This is a genomic window from Jannaschia sp. L-14R (assembly GCF_056857695.1).
The window spans coordinates 687,061-705,122 of sequence record NZ_JBSXNP010000011.1; the positions used below are offsets into that span (position 1 = coordinate 687,061).

Below are 18,062 nucleotides of genomic sequence, written 5' to 3' on the forward strand. Positions count from 1 at the left end.
ATCAGGCAGGGTCTTCCTTGACCCGGACGCGCCGTGCCGGTTGGTGAAGGCGATGGCGCGGAAGAAAACGAAGAAGTCGGCCAAGACAGGCCTGCGACCCCGGATCGGGGAACTGGTCCGTCGTGGCCTGCACCTGCTGTGGCGCGTTGCGCTGTGGAGTGCGGTCGCCGTGGTCATCTGGGTGCTGGCCTATCGCTGGATCGACCCGCCGACGACACCCTATATTCTGGCTGAGGGGCTGCGGCTGGGCGAGGTCGAGCGGCAGTGGGTCGATATCGATGCCATCGCGCCGGTGATGGCCCGATCCGTCGTTGCTGCCGAGGACGCGAATTTCTGTCTTCACTGGGGCTTCGACGTCGCTGCCATTCGCGATGCGATCGAGGCTGGCTCCGGGCGCGGAGCTTCGACGATCAGCCAGCAGGTCGTGAAGAATGTATTTCTGTGGCAGGACCGAAGCTGGCTGCGCAAGGCACTGGAGGCGGGGATGACGCCTTTAATGGAAACACTCTGGCCCAAGCGGCGGATCATCGAAGTTTATCTGAACATGGCCGAATTCGGCGAGGGCGTCTTTGGCGTGCAGGCGGCCGCGCAACTGTATTTCGGGGTCGATGCCGGGGATCTGAGTGCGCCGCAGGCCGCCGCCCTGGCTTCGATCCTGCCGAACCCAAAGGACAGGAATGCGGCCGCGATGACCCCCGCGTTGCAGCGCAAGGCTCGCCGCGTGCAGGATGGAGCAGCGACGATCCGTTCAGATGGGCGCGCGGCGTGCTTCGAGGATTGAAAATCCCGCCGACACAGGGCATCCCGGTCCCATGATTCAGCTTTATCATTTTGCCCTGTCACCGTTCTGCCGGAAGGTCCGCCTTGTCCTGGCCGAGAAGAAACTCGACGTCGAATTGATCGACGAACGCTATTGGGAAGCGTCGTCCGAGTTTCTGCGCCGCAACGCCGCGGGTAAAGTGCCGGTCCTGCGAATCGACGGGCTGACGCTGTCGGATTCGGGGGCGATCTGCGAATACCTGGAGGAGACGAACTCCAGCCCGATGCTGATGCCCAGGGACCCGGCGCATCGCGCCGAGGTGCGGCGGCTGGTGGCCTGGTTCGACGACAAGTTTCATCACGAGGTGACATCGAAGCTGGTCTATGAGCGGGTCAACAAGAAGCTGACGCGCGCGGGCTATCCCGACGGGGCAAACGTCAAGGATGGGGTAAAGGCGATCAAGTTCCACCTCGACTATATGGGGTGGCTGCTGGATCGGTCGCGATGGCTTGCGGGGCCGGACCTGACCGTCGCCGATTTCGCCGCTGCCGCGCATCTGTCGTGCCTGGACTATAGTTCGGACGTTGACTGGGGTCGCAATCAGGCCGTGCGCGACTGGTATTCCAAGATCAAGTCCCGCCCGGCGTTCCGTTCGATCCTGGCGGATGTGGTGCCGGGATTCCGACCGGCGAAACACTACGCCGATCTGGATTTCTGATGTCCTTCCGCGTCCGGCTGGAGGCCGAGGCGCGGGCGGCGGGATTCGTGTCTGTCGGGGTGTGCGCGCCGGACGCCATTCCGCAAGCGCCCGGACAATTGGCTTCGTTTCTGGGCGCGGAATATCATGGTCAGATGACCTGGATGGGCGAGCGTTCGACATGGCGCGGCAATCCGGCGGCACTCTGGCCAGAAGCACGGTCGGTCGTGATGCTGGCGCATTCGTATTCGCCCGGACACGATCCGCTGAATGACCTGAACAGACCCGAACATGGGGCGATTTCGGTCTATGCGCAGGGGCGCGATTATCATGACGTGGTCAAGAAGGCGCTGAAACGCGTCGCGCGCTGGATGGTCGCGGAGGGCGACTGCGAGGTGAAGGTCTTCGTCGACACCGCGCCGGTAATGGAAAAGCCGCTGGCGCAGGCAGCGGGTCTGGGGTGGCAGGGAAAACATACCAACCTTCTGTCGCGCGATTTCGGCAACTGGGTCTTTCTGGGGGCAATCTTCACGACGCTGAACATGGAGCCGGATGCGCCCGAGGCCGAGCATTGCGGATCGTGCCGCAAATGTCTGGACATCTGTCCGACCGATGCTTTTCCCGCGCCGTTTCAATTAGATGCGCGCCGATGCATTTCCTATCTGACAATTGAACATCGCGGTCCGGTGGATGAGGGTCTACGCCCTGCCTTGGGTAACCGCATTTATGGCTGTGACGATTGTCTGGCGGTTTGCCCGTGGAACAAGTTCGCGGTCGAGGCATCGGACCTGCGCTACCATGGCCCGCATCGCGCCCCTGATCTTGGTGAGTTGGCAATGTTGGACGATACTGCATTTCGAGCACGGTTCAGTGGCAGCCCTATCAAGCGGATTGGACGGGATCGAATGGTGCGGAATGTCTGTTACGCGATTGGAAATTCCCGGTCGGATCGCCTGAAATCCGTTGTGCAGGGTCTGTGCGAAGACCCGGATGCCGGCGTCTCGAACGCAGCGCGTTGGGCCGTGGAGCGGTTATGAAGACGTTGTTGAGCTTCGGGCACGGTTACTCGGCCCGTGCGCTGACGCCGCTCCTGCTGGCACAAGGCTGGACGGTCATCGGCACGACGCGGTCTGATGAAAAGGCCGAGGCCTTACGCGCCGAGGGCGTGCAGCCGGTGATCTTCGGTGCGCAGCTTGACAATGCGCTGGCACGGGCGAGCCATGTTCTGATTTCCGCCGGACCGGACGTGACGGGCGATCCGGTCCTGAATGCGTATCTGCCAATGTTAGAGACGCATCTGGGGTCAAAGGCTTGGGTCGGATATCTTTCAACGACGGGTGTTTATGGTGATCATGACGGCGGCTGGGTAGACGAGAACACGCCATTGACCCCCACGACCCGACGCGGGCGTCTTAGGGTAGAGGTGGAGGCGGCATGGCAGGGCCTGGCTGCCAGAACAGGTGCGCCCCTGCATATTTTTCGCCTGGCCGGGATCTATGGGCCCGGTCGTGGGCCGTTCGAAAAGGTTCGCAACGGCAGCGCCCGGCGTATCGTGAAACCGGGTCAGGTTTTCAGCCGCATCCATGTCGATGACATCGCGCAGGTGCTGATGGCCAGTATCGCCCGGCCCGACCCCGGCGCGATCTATAATCTGTGCGACGACGACCCGGCACCACCGCAGGATGTAATCGGCCATGCTGCCGAACTGCTGGGCCTGCCGCTGCCGCCGGAAGTGGATTTTGAAGCAGCCGAGATGAGTCCGATGGCGCGCAGTTTCTATGCCGAATCGAAACGGGTGCGGAACGATCGCATCAAGGCGGACCTGGGCGTGACCCTGCGCTTCCCCGATTACCGCAGCGGTCTGGCGAACCTGTTGCAGCGCGACCGCGATTCGGGGATCGTGCAAACATGAGGCGTTCCTTGCTGTGCCAAATTGCTGTAAGACATGCCTTATAGATGCAACGCAGAGTGCAGGTAGGCAGGCAGATATGAATAATTATACACGTCGGGGCGCGCTGGCACTGGGTCTCGGTTCGACCGCCCTTCTGGCGGGATGCGGCAGCAAGTTCATTTCCTATGACGGGCCTGAGGTCACGCGAGTCGTGATCCAGAAATCATCGCGCCAGCTGGCGCTGTTCAACGGCAACACGATGCTGGAACAATACAAGATCCAGCTTGGCTTTGCCCCCGTCGGACCCAAGCAGTTCGAAGGCGACGGCAAGACGCCCGAAGGCCGTTACACCGTCGACAAGCGTAACCCCAATTCAGCGTATTTTCTGTCGGTCGGCATTGATTATCCGAACGAGGCCGATCGCGCCTATGCTGCGGAAATGGGGAAGGAGCCGGGAGGCGAAATTTTCGTTCACGGGTGGGGCGACAAGCGGCGCGCCAACAGCGGCGACTGGACGGCCGGATGCGTTGCGGTCACCAATCGGGAGATCAAGGTGATCTATGCGTCGGTGCGCGATGGCACGCCGGTGGATATCTACGCCTGAATCACATTCCGAAGTTCTGACAAAAAAACGGGGCCGCAGGGCCCCGTTCGCGATTCGAATATTTCGTGCCGATCAGGTGCCGACGTTCAGCGTGTACCAGATTTTGCCGTTGGATTCCTGGAAATAGCCAAATCCCATGCGACGTCCGTTCGGATCCAGCAGAACGCGGCGCGGTCCGGGTTCCTGCAACCAGGCAGCCACTGTCTCCAATTCGGTCTCATAGGTTTCCGAGATCGCCTCTCCCAGAAGGCGACCATCGAAGCCGACCCGGCGCGCTCGATCGATGGGAGACGAGCCGTCGGAGCCGAAATGCCACGGGCGGTTCTGCAACGACATATCGCGCGAATGGGTTTCGGCAGCGGCCGTCAGCTTGGCATCCAGGGTCAGCGGTGGTGCCCCGGACGCCTGACGCAGCGCATTCACGGCATCCAGCGCGCGGAACGGCAGTCGGCGGCCGTCGGTATCGGAAATGCGGTAAAGCTTGGGCAGCGGCTTGCCGTTGGGGCCGAGCGCGGGCGGCGTCGGCGTCGGCGCACAGGCGGCCAGCGCGGTGGAAGCGAGCAGGATCAATGCAGTGCGGCGGTTCATCGGCGTCCCCAGGTCTTTCGTGTCACGTCGGAGTATATCGGAGCGTCCGGTGAGGCAAATGCCATGATCGCGTCTCTGGAAGGCGAAACATCGCGCCTGTGACGGGATTTTGCCTTTGGAAGAATATGTCCAATCCTGACAGGAGTCTCGATCACATGGCCCGGTTGGCCTTCGGTCAGCGGGTTCGACGTGACACCCGTCGGGAGTCCGTAGAGACCAGCGCAGGAAGAAATGCCCTTAACCATCCTGGCTTTGTCGATTCGTATGACGGGGGATATCAATTGGATACGCTTTGCGTCGGAGGCCGGAACACAGGTGTTGCCAATTTGACAAGACCCGAACGAAAGCGATCGCACGCGCGCTGTCCGGGCGTTGCAAAGGTTTGGCATAGCTGCTTAACGAGTCTTACGAGGTACAGTCTTGGGTGCCTTAAGATTTGGCAAATTCGCCTCATCATTGGCGTATCTTGGAGGATACTATGAAGAAACTCGCTCTCGCTGCCGCTCTGTCGGTTGCTTCCACCACCGCCTTCGCCGGCGGTATCGCTCCGGTGACTCCGGTCGAGCCCGTCGTCATTGTCGAGGACACCTCGTCCTCGTCCGCCGGCATCATCGTTCCGATCCTGGCCATCATTCTGCTGGCCGCTGCCGCTGCGTCGGACTGATTTCGACGGCCCTCACGGGCCATCGGAACCAGAAGGTTCTCTGGAAAGCGCGTCCCTTCGGGGGCGCGCTTTTCGTTATATGCTCTGAAGTTCGCCTGTTTTCCGGTGCATTAAAAAAACCCCTGAACCCGACAAGCGGGAACAGGGGCAAGTTGCGTTCCCCGGACATTGGGCAGGGAACGCAGGCGGTAACTCGGTCGCAACGTCAGTCGGGCTTGATCATCTCGTCGCGAATCTGTTGGCGCAGAATGTCGATCGAGACCGATTTCCCCTCGCGCTTGAAGTGCCAGTAGGTCCATCCATTGCAGCTGGGCGCGCCTTCGTATGCCGCGCCGACCTGATGGATCGACCCTTTGATATTTTCACCGGCCAGCGTGCCGTCGGCTCTGATCTTGGCGCGATGTCGGCCATTGCCGGATTGGAGTTCTTCGCCCGGACGCAACATTCCACGTTCGACAAGTTGCCCGAACGGCACGCGCGGTTCGGTGCGCCTGGACGTCGAAACCTCCAGTGCTGCGGGCGGAAGACTGCGGACACGCGCGATGCGTTCGGCGGCGATCTGGCGGTATTCTTCTTCGCGCTCGATGCCGATGAAATGGCGACCCAACATCGTGGCCACCGCGCCGGTCGTGCCGGTTCCGAAGAACGGGTCAAGCACCACGTCGCCGGGGTTGGTCGAGCCGATCAGCAGGCGATGCAGCAACGATTCGGGCTTCTGCGTCGGATGAGCCTTTTCGCCCCGCGCATTTTTCAGACGTTCGTGCCCGGTGCAGATCGGGAAGGTCCAGTCGGAGCGCATCTGCACGCCTTCGTTCAGGGCCTTCATCGCTTCATAGTTGAAGGTGTATTTCGACCCTTCGGACTTTGACGCCCAGATCATCGTCTCATGCGCATTCGTCAGGCGTTTGCCGCGAAAGTTCGGCATCGGGTTGGTCTTGCGCCAGACGACGTCGTTCAAGATCCAGAATCCCTGATCCTGCAGCGTTGCGCCGACGCGATAAATGTTGTGATAGCTCCCGATCACCCAGATCGCGCCATCGGGTTTCAACACCCGTCGGGCCGCCTTGAGCCAGCCACGCGTGAAGGCATCATAGGCCTTCAGGCTTTCGAACTGATCCCAGTGATCGTCGACGGCATCGACGCGGGAATTGTCCGGACGGTGCAGATCGCCACGCAGTTGCAGATTGTAGGGGGGGTCTGCGAAAATCAGGTCGACCGAGTTTTCGGGAAGCGAATTCATCGCTGCCACGCAGTCACCGGACATGATGGTATCGAGCGGAAGCACGGGGGCTTCCGGTGTGGGTTTTGCCATTGTCTGTCGCCTCGAACGGCACCCTCATTGACGGGGCGCCTTGTTGTTGTCCGGCCAGAATGGCGGGCGGTTGGTTCACCGTCCAGCGGGCAAGAAAGGCAAGATTAAGGCAGGGTCAGGAACACAACATCTTGCGTATGGGAGCAAAGGAGCGCCGATGATGTTGTGTGACGCCATGTTTGGCCAGTCCGTCCTGATGGGCTTTGGTGCCGTATCCTGCGTTGCTGTCCCATCCATAACCGGGATGCTGTTGCGCCAGCGCCACCATGCCTTGATCCCGCCGTGTTTTGGCAAGCACCGATGCGGCCGCGATTGATGGCGAAAGTCCGTCGCCGCCGATGATCAGGTCGAAGGGGCAGGCGACCCAGGCGGGGCAATCATTGCCGTCGATCAACAGGTGATCGGGTAGTGTTGGCAGGGCCTCCACCGCCCGGTGCATGGCCAGATGCGTGGCTTGCCGGATGTTAAGGGCGTCGATTTCGGCCACCGTCGCCTCGCCGAAGCCGACATCGCAGCAGGCCAGCAAAAACGGCACCAAAGCCTCCCGCCGCTTCGCGGTCAGCTTCTTGCTGTCGTTCAATCCGGCTGGCGCAGGTCCGATCAGGCGGGCAGCGCAGGCGACAACGGGTCCGGCCCAGGGACCGCGCCCGACTTCGTCCAGGCCGACAACGAAACGCGCGCCCCGGTCAAAGGCCGCGCGTTCATGAAGGTAGTCCAGGGGCAGGATCGACATGAAGCCGACCCTGCCCCCGCTCCGGCGGTGGGTCAACGCGATTGCGTCAACGCCGTGCGGTGCGGGAGGTCCAGCCGTCGCGGCTCATGCATCGCGCAGTGTACAGGTTGCGCGCACCCCGGTCGGTGCGAACCTGACGGATGCATTGCGGTGGCAAGATAGCAGGCCGGGCGACCGCATTCTGCATGCAGCGCGCGCCATAGCCTGAAACTGTGCCGCGATCAGTGCGAAACGTTCTATAGCAGCTTTCCGGTAAAATCTTGGCGTTCCGCTGATTGCGCCCGCGATCGTTATCATCATGGTGGTCACGGTCACGGTCACGGTCACGGTCATGGTCACGACCCAGCAAGACTCGGTCATTTCGTTCGTTACGGTTATCGCGGCGGACGGTGGCGGCGCGACGGGCGGCTTCCTTCTCCTCGCGGCGATCGGCGGCGCGCTTGAGCAGCAACAGAGCGGCAAGGCCACCTACGACACCGATGGCGACGTTTCTGTTCTGGTTATCGTGACTATGCGCATAGCTGCGCTGATCGGCAGCGGCGGGGACAGCGATCATAGACAATGACAGGGCCATGGACAGAATGGCGGCTAGTGTTGTGCGAAACATGACAGACCTCCAGTTGGTTGATGGACAGACCGTTATCCTTGATGCTCTGACGCTCAATGACGGTGCGGTGTCATGGGATAACGGAACGACCGTCATTGCTTGCCAAGCGTCTATGCCCCATCAAGGACTCCATGAAACGCGCACTTTTGATCTTGATGGCTTTCGTGCTTGCAGGTCCCGCCTCTGCAGCGTGTTATGCCGACTACAAGGCCAAGCAGGACGATCCCCTGCGGCTGCATTACGGTGTCGTCGAATTGCCCGATGATGCCTGCGATACCTCATCCGCTGCCGCCACATTGCGCGACAGGCTGGACGATGGTTGGCAGCTGTTGCAGGTGATCTCTGTCTTCGACGACGAAGATGGCCTTGAGAAAAGGAAAGCAAGTGCCGGCGAATTCTTCCTCCGTTACTGAAACGCGCGCGGCGTCGAACAAGGTCATCGGGTTGGGAATCGCCGCCATCGTCGCGATCCTGCTGGCGGCGGCAATCTTTCTGTTTGCGACATTGCCGAACGCGAACGCGTTCAACCTGCGGGTCGAGCAGCTTTTCATCGAATCGGACCTGACCACCCGCGCCGAGATCGGCCTTCTGGAGGTGCTGGCCCAGTCGGGCACAGCGTTTTCCGAGGTTCTGACCAGCTACCGGGTGATCATCTTCGTTCTGCTGGTGTTCGCAACGGCCCTTCTTATCGCCTGCGTCGTGTTATTGCTTGCGATCGTCACGCTGAATCGTCGCATGGGCGAGATCGAGCGGTCAGGAATTCAGGTCACGTCGCTAGTTCTGGCCCGCGCCGAGAACGCCGTTATGCTGAACGATATCGAGTTGAAGCTGACCGATGCGGCGATGGAAACGCTGGCCGTTCTGGCCGAGGCGCGGTTGGACGGGGACATGCTGACCGGTGCCCAGATCGAGGCGGTCATCACCGGTAAATCCGAGAGCGATTGCGAGGAAGCGGCGGGCGCGACCCGGATCAAGCGGTTGCGCGACACGCTGGGCAACCAGATCGTGACGCACCTTCTGATCCGCAATATCACGCGGCAGGGGTATGTGCTGGCGCTGGACCCCAAGGTCATCCGGATGTTGTGACGGACTGCGCCGTCCACACAGAAATACGCTCAGCTTTCGCCAGCTTTTTTCGCCGCCGCCCGCGCCTTGTTCTTCTTGCTGTTGGGCTTGCCGACCGGGGTGCCGCCGGTGCCTGGCTTGCCACCCGGTTTGCCCTTGAACGGCTTGCCGCCGGGTTTGCCGCCTGGCTTGCCCTGCCACGGTTTCGCGCCGGGTTTATTGCCTGGCTTCGATGGCCGCTTGAAATCTTCGACAACGCCCTCGGGCCGTTCCGCATGAGGTTTGCGGGGCTTGGCGTTCGGATGCTCCGGCTTTGGCTTGCGCGTGCGGGGGGCCGGGTCGTCGTTCCATTCGACCGGCTTGGTCGTGCCTTGGGGTTTGCCCTGATACGGCTTGCTGCCCGGCCTGGGGCCGCGATCGTAAGACGGCTTTCCCTGTGCAGGAGGCGCTTCGGAGCGGCGGATCGTCAGGCCATCTTCGCCGATCATGTCGGGGCCGAGCGCCTTCTCGAAGGCCGAGGCTTTGACATCGGCAATCTGGAAATAGCTCTCCTCGTCCCGAATCCGGATCGCGCCGATATCGTCGCGGGTCAGACCACCGACCTTGCACAGCATCGGCAAAAGGCGACGCGGGTCCTGATGCGCGCTGCGCCCGCCCTGAATGGCGAACCACACCGAGGGGCCGAATTCCGGACGCGGGTCAGGCGTATGCTTTGATGACACTGTGGACAGGTCTTCGGGCGCGGTCTGACGTTCGGCCTTCAGGCGCAGATACCCGGCGGCAAGCTGCTGCGGGGTGAACCGCGTGGCCAGGTCGTTGACGGCCTGCTCCTCGTCCTCGCTGATCTCCTCGTGCCAGGCCGGGTCGGCCAGCATGCGCTCGCGGTCCTTGTCACGAACGGCATCGGCGGAGGGCGCAACGCCCCATGTCGCCGACAATTTGGCCCAGCCCAGCAGGCGCTGCGCCTTTTTCTTGGCCGACGGCGGCACGATCAGGGCACTGACGCCCTTGCGTCCAGCGCGGCCCGTCCGGCCAGACCGGTGCAACAACGTGTCCGACCCGGTCGGCAGTTCAGCGTGGATCACCAGATCGAGGTTCGGCAGGTCGATGCCCCGCGCGGCTACATCTGTCGCCACGCAGACCCGCGCACGTCCGTCGCGCATGGCTTGCAGGGCGTGTGTGCGCTCTGCCTGCGACAATTCGCCAGACAGCGCTACGACGGAAAAGCCCCGGTTCGACAGGCGCGTCGTCAGGCGGTTCACCATGGCGCGAGTGTTGCAGAAGACGATGGCGTTCGGGGCCTCGTGAAATCGCAGCACGTTGATAATTGCGTTTTCGGCATCGCGCGGCGACACGTCCAGCGCGTGGTATTCGATGTCGGCGTGTTGTTCACGCGCGCTGACCGTGGCGACCCGCACGGCTTCTTGCTGATAGCTTTGTGCGAGCTTCGCGATGGCGGCAGGCACAGTGGCAGAAAACAGCAGGGTCTGCCGTGCTTCGGGGCATTCGCCCAGAATGAATTCCAGATCCTCGCGGAAGCCCAGATCCAGCATCTCGTCCGCTTCGTCCAGAACGACAGCCCGGATTTCCGTCAGATCGATGGACCCCCGCGTGATGTGATCGCGCAGACGGCCCGGCGTGGCGACGACGACATGCGCGCCGCGGGCCAGCGTACGCCGTTCGTCGCGCATATCCATGCCACCGACGGTCGAGGCCATGACAGCCCCTGCCTTGTCATAGAGCCAGTCAAGCTCGCGTTTCACCTGCATCGCCAGTTCGCGGGTCGGCGCGATGATCAGGGCCAGCGGCGCGCCGGCGTCTGGGAAGTGTTCGGCGGTGCCCAGCAACGTGGGCGCGATGGCCAGACCGAAGCCCAGTGTTTTACCCGAGCCGGTTTGCGCGGATACCAGCATGTCGACGCCGTCGAGTTCGGGTTCCAGCACGGCCTGCTGAACAGGGGTGAGCGTGTCGTAACCACGCGCCTCGAGCGCATCGGCGAGGGCTTTTTTCATGGGGATGGCCTTTCGATTGCCCTGCGGTCAGGGCGGCAAGCGCCGGTCCCTACGCCCATTACGCCCAGAAGTATAGGGCAGCGTTCAGGGGGTGACGGCACGTCGAACGACCTGAGACATCTCGTGCAGATGATCGGCCAGCGGCGTGGTCTTGCGCCAAATCATGCCCACGGTTCGATTGGGCTGCGCCTCGGCAAACCGTCCAATGGCGACCGGGGCCGAGCGGGTTTCGACCGGCACCGCCATATCCGGGATCAGCGTGACGCCCAGCCCGGCGCCGACCATCTGCACCAAAGTGGACAGCGACGATCCGTCCAGCCCGTGCCGTGTGCGCGCGGTGGGTATTTTGCAGAACGACAGTGCCTGATCCCGGAAGCAATGGCCTTCTTCCAGCAGCAACAGGCGCATATGCTGTAATTGATCCGGGGCGGGCATCGGGCGGTCTCCGTCAGCCTCGGGGCGGACGAGAACGAAATCTTCGGTGAACAGCGTGACCTCGGTCAGCGAAGGCTCAGACACCGGCAGAGCGACAATGGCCGCATCCAGATGGCCGTCCGCTATATCGTCGATCAGACGCGGGGTGATCGTTTCGCGGATATCGAGATCGAGGTCGGGATAGGTCGCGGTCAGGCTGCGCACGAGGGTCGGCAGCAGGTAAGGAGCAATGGTGGGAATCACCCCGATCCGCAGCCGTCCCGATAACGCACCTTTCGATACGCGGGCCAGATCGCCCAATTCATCCACGCTGCGCAAGATATCGCGGACCCGGTCGCGGAACCGGATGCCGAAGGACGTCAACCGGACCTGCCGGGGGTTGCGCTCGAACAACTGCGTTCCCAGCGTCGCCTCCAGATCCTTGATCTGGCTGGACAAGGCCGGCTGGGAGATGGCCGAGGCCTCTGCCGCATGTCCGAAGTGCGTGTGACGGGCCAATGCCTCGAAATAGCGCAACTGTTTGAGGGTAATGTTCGCCATAAGTTAAAGTTATTGATGGCATAGGAAAATGCAACTTATATCAATCGAAAGTTGCTGTTAGATGCGGGGCAGATGGGGCGGATAACGCTCGCCCAGACCTTAAACATACAGCAGGAGAGTATCATGGACGGTTCCGACAGCGCAGGCGGCAAGTGCCCGGTCATTCACGGCGTCTCGATGCACGCCACCAACAAGTCCCGCAGCAATCGCGACTGGTGGCCGAACCAGCTGAAGCTGAGCATTCTGCATCAAAACACGCCCGCGTCCGACCCGCTGGGGCCGGACTTCGATTATGCCGCTGAGTTCGCCAAACTGGATCTGGCCGCCGTCAAGGCCGACCTGACCGCGCTGATGACCGACAGTCAGGACTGGTGGCCAGCCGATTATGGCCATTATGGTCCGTTCTTCGTTCGCATGGCGTGGCACAGTGCGGGCACCTATCGCACGGCAGACGGGCGGGGTGGATCGACTTCGGGCAGTCAGCGGTTCGCGCCGCTGAATTCGTGGCCCGACAACGGCAACCTGGATAAGGCGCGGCGTCTGCTGTGGCCGATCAAGCAGAAGTACGGCAACAGGATCAGCTGGGCCGATCTGTTCATCCTGACCGGAAATGTCGCAATGGAATCGATGGGTTTCAAGACGTTCGGGTTCGGCGGCGGTCGAGTCGATATCTATGAGCCCGAGGAAGACATCTACTGGGGCACCGAAGACGAGTGGCTGGGCGACAAGGATGTTCGCTATGATAAGGGCGAGGACGGGTTGGGGCGGTTCCTGGAGAACCCGCTGGCCGCCGTGCAGATGGGTCTGATCTACGTCAACCCGGAAGGCCCAAACGGCAACCCGGACCCCCTGAAGTCGGCCTATGACATCCGCGACACCTTTGCCCGCATGGCGATGAATGACGAGGAAACCGTCGCACTGGTCGCAGGTGGCCACACCTTCGGCAAGGCGCATGGCGCAGGCGACGCGGGCCTTGTCGGCGCAGAACCGGAAGCAGGTAGCATGGAGGACATGGGTTTCGGCTGGAAAAACGCCTTCGAGACCGGACACGGTGCGCATACCACGACATCGGGCATCGAAGGTGCGTGGACGGCTACGCCGATTACCTGGGACATGTCGTATTTCGACACCCTTCTGGGCAACGAGTGGGAGCTGACGAAATCGCCTGCCGGGGCGCATCAGTGGAAACCTGCGGGCGGGGCCATGGCCGATGCCGTGCCGGACGCGCATCTGGATGGGGTCAAGCACCCGCCAATGATGACCACAGCCGATATGGCGTTGAAGATGGACCCGGAGTATCTTAGGATTTCAACTCATTACCATCAGAACCCCGACGTATTTGCCGATGCGTATGCCCGTGCCTGGTTCAAGCTGACGCACCGCGATATGGGGCCAAAGGTTCGGTATCTGGGGCCGGAAGTCCCGCAGGAGGATCTAATCTGGCAAGATCCGATTCCCGCCGCCGATCATGCGCCGATCGGTGCGGATGATGTCACGGACCTCAAGGCCCGAATCCTCGCGTCGGGTCTGACCACATCCGAACTGGTCGGCGTGGCATGGGCCTCGGCCTCGACGTTCCGTGGCTCGGACAAACGGGGCGGGGCCAATGGCGCGCGCATCCGTCTTGCGCCGCAGAAGGATTGGGAGGTCAACCAGCCTGACACGCTGGCCAAGGTACTGGACGTGCTGAACAGCATCCGCAGCGATTTCGGCAAGCCGGTGTCACTGGCCGATATGATCGTGCTGGGCGGAACTGCGGCGGTCGAGAAGGCCGCGCGCGATGCAGGTCACGACGTTGATGTGCCCTTCACGCCGGGCCGCACCGACGCCAGCGCCGAGCAGACCGATGCCGAGAGCTTCGAACCTCTGGAGCCGAAAGCCGACGGTTTCCGCAACTATCAGGAACAGACATTCAAGGTCTCACCCGAGGAAATGCTGATCGACCGGGCACAACTTCTGACCTTGTCGGCACCGGAAATGACGGTTCTGGTCGGTGGCTTGCGAGCGCTTGGCGCGAACTACGGTGGTACATCGCACGGTGTGCTGACGGATCGTCCGGGTCAGTTGACTAACGACTTCTTCGTCAACCTGATGGATATGGCGACCGAGTGGAAACCCGCGTCCGACGATGCGCAGGTTTTCGAAGGTCGGGATCGCAAGACGGGCGAAGCTCGCTGGACAGGGACGCGCTGCGATCTGGTGTTCGGGTCGAATTCGCAACTGCGGGCACTGTCCGAGGTCTATGCCCAGTCCGACGCGGGCGACAAATTCGTCCACGATTTCGTCGCCGCCTGGACCAGGGTGATGGAATTGGATCGCTTCGACCTGCACTGATCTGCGGATCAAAGCCTTTCGCGCCGGACGGACCCAAGCGGTTCGTCCGGCGTTTTCATATCAGGTGGCAACGATCATTACTTCGAACGTCACACAGACCGGCGCGCGGCCTTTCGTCAGAAGGCCCGCGTATTGCCCGTTGTCCGGGTCGACACATTCCATCGGCAGATGCAGCGCGCCATTCCAGATCGCGCCCGGCGGGATCAACACTTCGGATATGGGCGACGTCATCGGCGGTGCGCCGTCGAACACTGCACCGATCAAGCTGCCGATGCCGTGGATTTTCGCGCGGGCGAACCCGGCGCCGTGGATCAGTGTTTCCAGCGCGCTCGAGATATCCTCGTGAGGATTGATTTTGGCAATCACTGCGTTGCCGTCCGCCATCCCGCCCATCGCATGGAAGATCGAGAAGTTGGTTTCGGCGTCGTGCAGCACCTCGAACGCGCCGCCCTTGAAAGCGTGCAAAGTGATCTGCGCGTCTTCAGACAGCTTCACATCGTCGGGCAGCAAATGACCCATTCTGGTCGCGTCACCATCCGTCCAGCGCGCATGGCAATGCAGCCACCAGGCACCGTCGCGCCGTCCGACAATGGCAGTCCCGAAAACGATTTTTCCGGACCCGCCATCACGCGGCGCACTGTACCATGCGGCATGATCGGCGTCGTGCGACGGGCCGGGCATGACATAGCGATAGGGTCCGATCCGCAGGCCATCCAGCACCATCACGCCACTGTCGCATCCGGCGTCGTCCATCGCCTGCGCCACGGCCTGCATCAACACGGAACCCCGCGGTAATGTCACGGTCCGCGTCGTCACGGTGCCGCGGGCGGACAGAATGCGGTCGGAGCGTTTGGGACCGGGGTGACGGATCAGATCGCGGCTGATGGATGGGGTCATTTTGCGGGCAAGACTCCGCGCGCTTCCAATGCTTCGCGCACGAGTTTCTTGGTGATCTTGCCATAGCCGGTCTTCGGCATCTCATCCAGAAAGACATAGTCCTGCGGCAGCTTGTATTTCGCCAGCCTGTCCTTCAGCAGCGCCGTGATTTCGTCGCCGGTCACCGACTTGCCCGTCTCGCAGACGCAGACTGCCAGACCGACTTCGCCCCATTGCTTGTGTGGCACGCCAAGGATCGCGACTTCGGACAGGGCGGGATGGGTCAGCATCAGCTCTTCGATTTCGCGCGGATACACGTTCGATCCGCCCGAGATGTACATGTCCGACGACCGCCCGGTGATGAATAGATAGCCTTCGGCATCCATGTGACCCAGATCGCCAGTCAGGAACCAGCCGTCGCGGAAGGCCTTCGTGTTGGCTGCATCGTCCTTGTAATATCCGGCGCAGACCGCTGGCCCGGCAACGCAGATTTCGCCCGTCTGACCGGGCGGCAAATGTGCGCCGCTGTCATTCTGGATGGTAACGTGCAGGCCGGTCCTCTCAAACCCGCAGGTGCCGACGCGGGCTTCGGGGCCGTCATTGATGTGGTGATCGTGCGGTGGCAGAACAGTGATCGCGCCGGTAACCTCGCCCAGTCCGAAATATTGGACCAGAACGCGACCCAGTTTAGCCAGCGCATGTTTCTGATCCTCGCGGTACATCGGCGCACCCGCATAGATAACATAGCGCAGGCTGGAATGGTCGAACTGATCGACGGAGGGGTGTTCGGTCAGCATCTTCACAATGGTCGGCACGGTGAACATGTTCGTGACACCGTGGTCCTGAACCAGACGCCACGCGACGGCAGGGTCGAAGCGACCGGGCGGCAGCAGGACGGACACGGCACCCGCCGCAATGTTAACGAGTTGGTGCATCCCCGCGCCATGCGACAGTGGTGCAACCACAAGGCTGACGTCACCGGGACCAGTGCCGGGCATCAGGTCGTTCAGGTGGTTGAGCGTTGTGAAGGTCAGCTGGCCGTGGGTCAGAACGACGGCCTTGGGTCGCCCGGTCGAACCGGAGGTGAAGAACAGCCAACAGGGGGCATCGCGGTCCACACCGGCATTACTGACAGGCATGCCATCATGTGCGGCGATCAAGTCATCATAGGGTGTGCCGAAACCCTGCCCGATACAGACGACCTCGGTCAGCTTGTGCGCGGCCTCGACGCATGCAGTCGCGTGGTCGGGGAAATTCTGTTCGCAGAACATCAGCGCGACATCGGATTTTTTGGCCAGATAGGCGACCTCGTCCGGGCGCTGGCGGTAGTTCGAGGGCACCCAGACCGCGCCCATCCGCCAGCAGGCCAGCATCGTCTCGGTGATTTCGCGGTTGTTGGGGGACTGAACCAGAACGCGGTCGCCGGCCTTGATTCCGAACCGGTCGCGCATCGCGGCGGCCAACGCGCTGACGCGGGTGTCCAATTCGGACCAGGTCAGTGTGCCACGGGCATCGATGATCGCGGGACGGTCACCCAGACGACGGGCATTGCGCGTCAGGAAATGCGCGAGGTTCGTGGTGCGGGTCGTCCAGGGCAGGCGAGGATCGCGATTCCCGGTTTCCGTCATTTCACGCGTTCCAGGATCGAGACGTAATTGGCCACGGCAGCGCCGCCCATGTTGAACACACCCGCCAGCGCAGCACCGTCCAATTGCATGTCGCCCGCGTCACCGGCCAGTTGCATTGCGGCCATCACGTGCTGTGAAACGCCGGTCGCGCCCAGCGGATGACCTCGCGATTTCAACCCACCCGACAGGTTCACGGGCAGCTTGCCGTCGCGCGTGGTGATGCCGTCGCGGATCACCCGCCCGCCCTGGCCGCGGGGTGCAAGGCCCATGGCCTCGTATTCCAGCAATTCGGCGATGGTGAAGCAGTCGTGGGTTTCCACGAGGCTCAGGTCGTCCAGCGTCAGCCCCGCCTCATCCAGCGACTTGGCCCAGGCTCCGCGCGCGCCCGCAAATTCGGTCGGGTCCCGCCGTGACAGGGCCAGAACATCGTTGACCTGATTGCGGGCGCGGAAGCCGATGGCACGGCGCATGTCGGCGGCCACGTCCGGGTGCGCCACGACAAGGACGGCGGCCCCGTCGGAAACGAGCGAGCAGTCAGTGCGCCGTAGCGGCCCCGCGACGATCGGATTGCGGTCGCTGACGGTATTGCAGAAGTCGACGCCCAGATCTTTCTGCATGTGGGCGAATGGATTCCGCGCGCCGTTCGTGTGGTTCTTGGCCGCGATCATCGCCAGTTCGCGCGACTGGTCGCCATGCGCTTGGAAATAACGGTTCGCGATCTGGCCGAAGACGCCGGCAAACCCGCCATCGATCTCGCCTTCTTCGGCGCGATAGGCGGCGGTCAGGAGGATGTCGCCGACCTCGACGCCCGGTGTCGCGCTCATCTTTTCGGCACCCACGACCAGCGCGATGCGGCCCCGCCCCGCAGCAATGAAATCCAGTGCGGCATAGAGCGCGGCGGACCCGGTGGCGCAGGCGTTTTCCAGGTGCACCGACGGCACGTATGCCAGTTCGGGCACAGCCATGCCGACCAGCGCGCCCTCGAACGCCTGCCGGGAAAAGCCGTTGTTGTAGACGCCGACGAAGATGCCATCAACGTCGCTTGCGGTGATACCCGCGTGGTCCAGCGCTTCGGGAACGGTGCTTGCGATCAATTGCTCGACATCGCCTTCGGGGGCCTTGCCGAACTTGCTGTGCGCCCAGCCGACGATCTGGGGGGTGGCGGGATTGGTCATGGTAGCTCCTCCGTTGGTCAGACCCTATGCCGGGTCTTCGGGTGCGGCAACGTCCCCTGCGAGCTGTAACGCGGAGTGCGGGACGGTACCGATCAGCATGGCTGACTTGTTGTTGCCGGTGACGACGCCGGAATTCGTGTC

The 18,062-nt window shown here is 62.3% G+C and carries 18 protein-coding genes; 10 read left to right on the forward strand and 8 right to left on the reverse strand.

Features of this window, described 5'->3' with window-relative positions; genetic code table 11:
* Positions 1–52 precede the first annotated feature (52 nt).
* The 5 genes from mtgA (at position 53) to AC13C2_RS16165 (ending at position 3,952) form a co-directional block, all read left to right on the forward strand.
* Positions 53–781, forward strand: a complete 729-nt coding sequence (gene mtgA / locus AC13C2_RS16145; protein ID WP_482887434.1) for a monofunctional biosynthetic peptidoglycan transglycosylase — start codon at positions 53–55, stop codon at positions 779–781.
* A 31-nt stretch (positions 782–812) separates the two neighbouring features.
* The gene (gene fzlA / locus AC13C2_RS16150; RefSeq protein WP_092761095.1) at positions 813–1,478 is read left to right on the forward strand and encodes an FtsZ-binding protein FzlA; all 666 of its coding nucleotides are present in this window, start codon (positions 813–815) and stop codon (positions 1,476–1,478) included.
* Positions 1,478–2,494 (forward strand): tRNA epoxyqueuosine(34) reductase QueG, encoded by a 1,017-nt coding sequence (queG, locus tag AC13C2_RS16155; protein ID WP_482887435.1) that lies wholly within the window; start codon positions 1,478–1,480, stop codon positions 2,492–2,494. Before fzlA ends, queG begins: the two co-directional genes overlap by 1 nt.
* Entirely contained in the window at positions 2,491–3,369 is an 879-nt protein-coding gene (locus AC13C2_RS16160; protein ID WP_482887436.1) for an SDR family oxidoreductase, read from the forward strand. Before queG ends, AC13C2_RS16160 begins: the two co-directional genes overlap by 4 nt.
* 76 nt (positions 3,370–3,445) lie before the next feature.
* Entirely contained in the window at positions 3,446–3,952 is a 507-nt protein-coding gene (locus tag AC13C2_RS16165) for a L,D-transpeptidase family protein (protein WP_339646768.1), read from the forward strand.
* A gap of 72 nt (positions 3,953–4,024) precedes the next feature.
* Here AC13C2_RS16165 and dalA read toward each other — a convergent pair whose 3' ends face one another.
* Positions 4,025–4,540, reverse strand: coding sequence for a divisome-associated lipoprotein DalA (dalA, locus tag AC13C2_RS16170; RefSeq protein WP_092759404.1), 516 nt, complete (start codon positions 4,538–4,540; stop codon positions 4,025–4,027).
* Positions 4,541–5,018: 478 nt separating this feature from the next.
* Between dalA and AC13C2_RS16175 the strand changes: the two genes are divergently transcribed.
* On the forward strand, positions 5,019–5,204 hold the full coding sequence (locus tag AC13C2_RS16175) for a hypothetical protein (RefSeq protein WP_092759402.1): 186 nt from the start codon (positions 5,019–5,021) through the stop codon (positions 5,202–5,204).
* Positions 5,205–5,409: 205 nt separating this feature from the next.
* Here the strand turns inward: AC13C2_RS16175 and AC13C2_RS16180 are convergent, their stop codons facing one another.
* Together AC13C2_RS16180 and AC13C2_RS16185 are read right to left on the reverse strand one after the other, a co-directional pair.
* A complete protein-coding gene (locus AC13C2_RS16180; RefSeq protein ID WP_092759400.1) occupies positions 5,410–6,516 on the reverse strand; it encodes a site-specific DNA-methyltransferase in 1,107 nt (368 codons plus the stop codon).
* A 115-nt stretch (positions 6,517–6,631) separates the two neighbouring features.
* Entirely contained in the window at positions 6,632–7,249 is a 618-nt protein-coding gene (locus AC13C2_RS16185; RefSeq protein WP_482887437.1) for a ribonuclease HII, read from the reverse strand.
* A gap of 298 nt (positions 7,250–7,547) precedes the next feature.
* Between AC13C2_RS16185 and AC13C2_RS16190 the strand changes: the two genes are divergently transcribed.
* The 3 genes from AC13C2_RS16190 to AC13C2_RS16200 all read left to right on the forward strand — a co-directional run bounded on the left by AC13C2_RS16190 (position 7,548) and on the right by AC13C2_RS16200 (position 8,942).
* Complete coding sequence (locus AC13C2_RS16190; protein WP_482887438.1) at positions 7,548–7,814, forward strand: hypothetical protein; 267 nt, start codon at positions 7,548–7,550, stop codon at positions 7,812–7,814.
* A 173-nt stretch (positions 7,815–7,987) separates the two neighbouring features.
* Positions 7,988–8,269 (forward strand): hypothetical protein, encoded by a 282-nt coding sequence (locus tag AC13C2_RS16195; RefSeq protein ID WP_339645539.1) that lies wholly within the window; start codon positions 7,988–7,990, stop codon positions 8,267–8,269.
* Positions 8,241–8,942, forward strand: a complete 702-nt coding sequence (locus AC13C2_RS16200) for a winged helix-turn-helix domain-containing protein (RefSeq protein ID WP_482887439.1) — start codon at positions 8,241–8,243, stop codon at positions 8,940–8,942. The genes AC13C2_RS16195 and AC13C2_RS16200 overlap by 29 nt, the downstream gene beginning before the upstream one ends.
* Positions 8,943–8,971: 29 nt before the next feature.
* Here the strand turns inward: AC13C2_RS16200 and AC13C2_RS16205 are convergent, their stop codons facing one another.
* Together AC13C2_RS16205 and AC13C2_RS16210 are read right to left on the reverse strand one after the other, a co-directional pair.
* Positions 8,972–10,933 carry a DEAD/DEAH box helicase gene (locus AC13C2_RS16205; RefSeq protein WP_482887440.1) on the reverse strand — a complete coding sequence of 654 codons (1,962 nt, stop codon included), beginning with the start codon at positions 10,931–10,933 and terminating at the stop codon, positions 8,972–8,974.
* An 84-nt stretch (positions 10,934–11,017) separates the two neighbouring features.
* Positions 11,018–11,908: a hydrogen peroxide-inducible genes activator gene (locus AC13C2_RS16210; RefSeq protein ID WP_474521224.1), complete on the reverse strand. Its 891-nt coding sequence runs from the start codon at positions 11,906–11,908 to the stop codon at positions 11,018–11,020.
* 123 nt (positions 11,909–12,031) lie between these two features.
* Between AC13C2_RS16210 and katG the strand changes: the two genes are divergently transcribed.
* Positions 12,032–14,242 (forward strand): catalase/peroxidase HPI, encoded by a 2,211-nt coding sequence (katG, locus tag AC13C2_RS16215; protein ID WP_482887441.1) that lies wholly within the window; start codon positions 12,032–12,034, stop codon positions 14,240–14,242.
* A 60-nt stretch (positions 14,243–14,302) separates the two neighbouring features.
* Here the strand turns inward: katG and AC13C2_RS16220 are convergent, their stop codons facing one another.
* From AC13C2_RS16220 to AC13C2_RS16230, 3 genes are read right to left on the reverse strand one after another with little or no spacing between them, the layout of a single operon-like run.
* The gene (locus tag AC13C2_RS16220; RefSeq protein WP_092759382.1) at positions 14,303–15,139 is read right to left on the reverse strand and encodes a hypothetical protein; all 837 of its coding nucleotides are present in this window, start codon (positions 15,137–15,139) and stop codon (positions 14,303–14,305) included.
* Positions 15,136–16,746, reverse strand: a complete 1,611-nt coding sequence (locus AC13C2_RS16225; RefSeq protein WP_482887442.1) for an acyl-CoA synthetase — start codon at positions 16,744–16,746, stop codon at positions 15,136–15,138. The genes AC13C2_RS16220 and AC13C2_RS16225 overlap by 4 nt, the downstream gene beginning before the upstream one ends.
* Positions 16,743–17,921, reverse strand: coding sequence for an acetyl-CoA acetyltransferase (locus tag AC13C2_RS16230; RefSeq protein WP_092759378.1), 1,179 nt, complete (start codon positions 17,919–17,921; stop codon positions 16,743–16,745). Before AC13C2_RS16230 ends, AC13C2_RS16225 begins: the two co-directional genes overlap by 4 nt.
* Between the last annotated feature and the right edge of the window lie 141 nt (positions 17,922–18,062).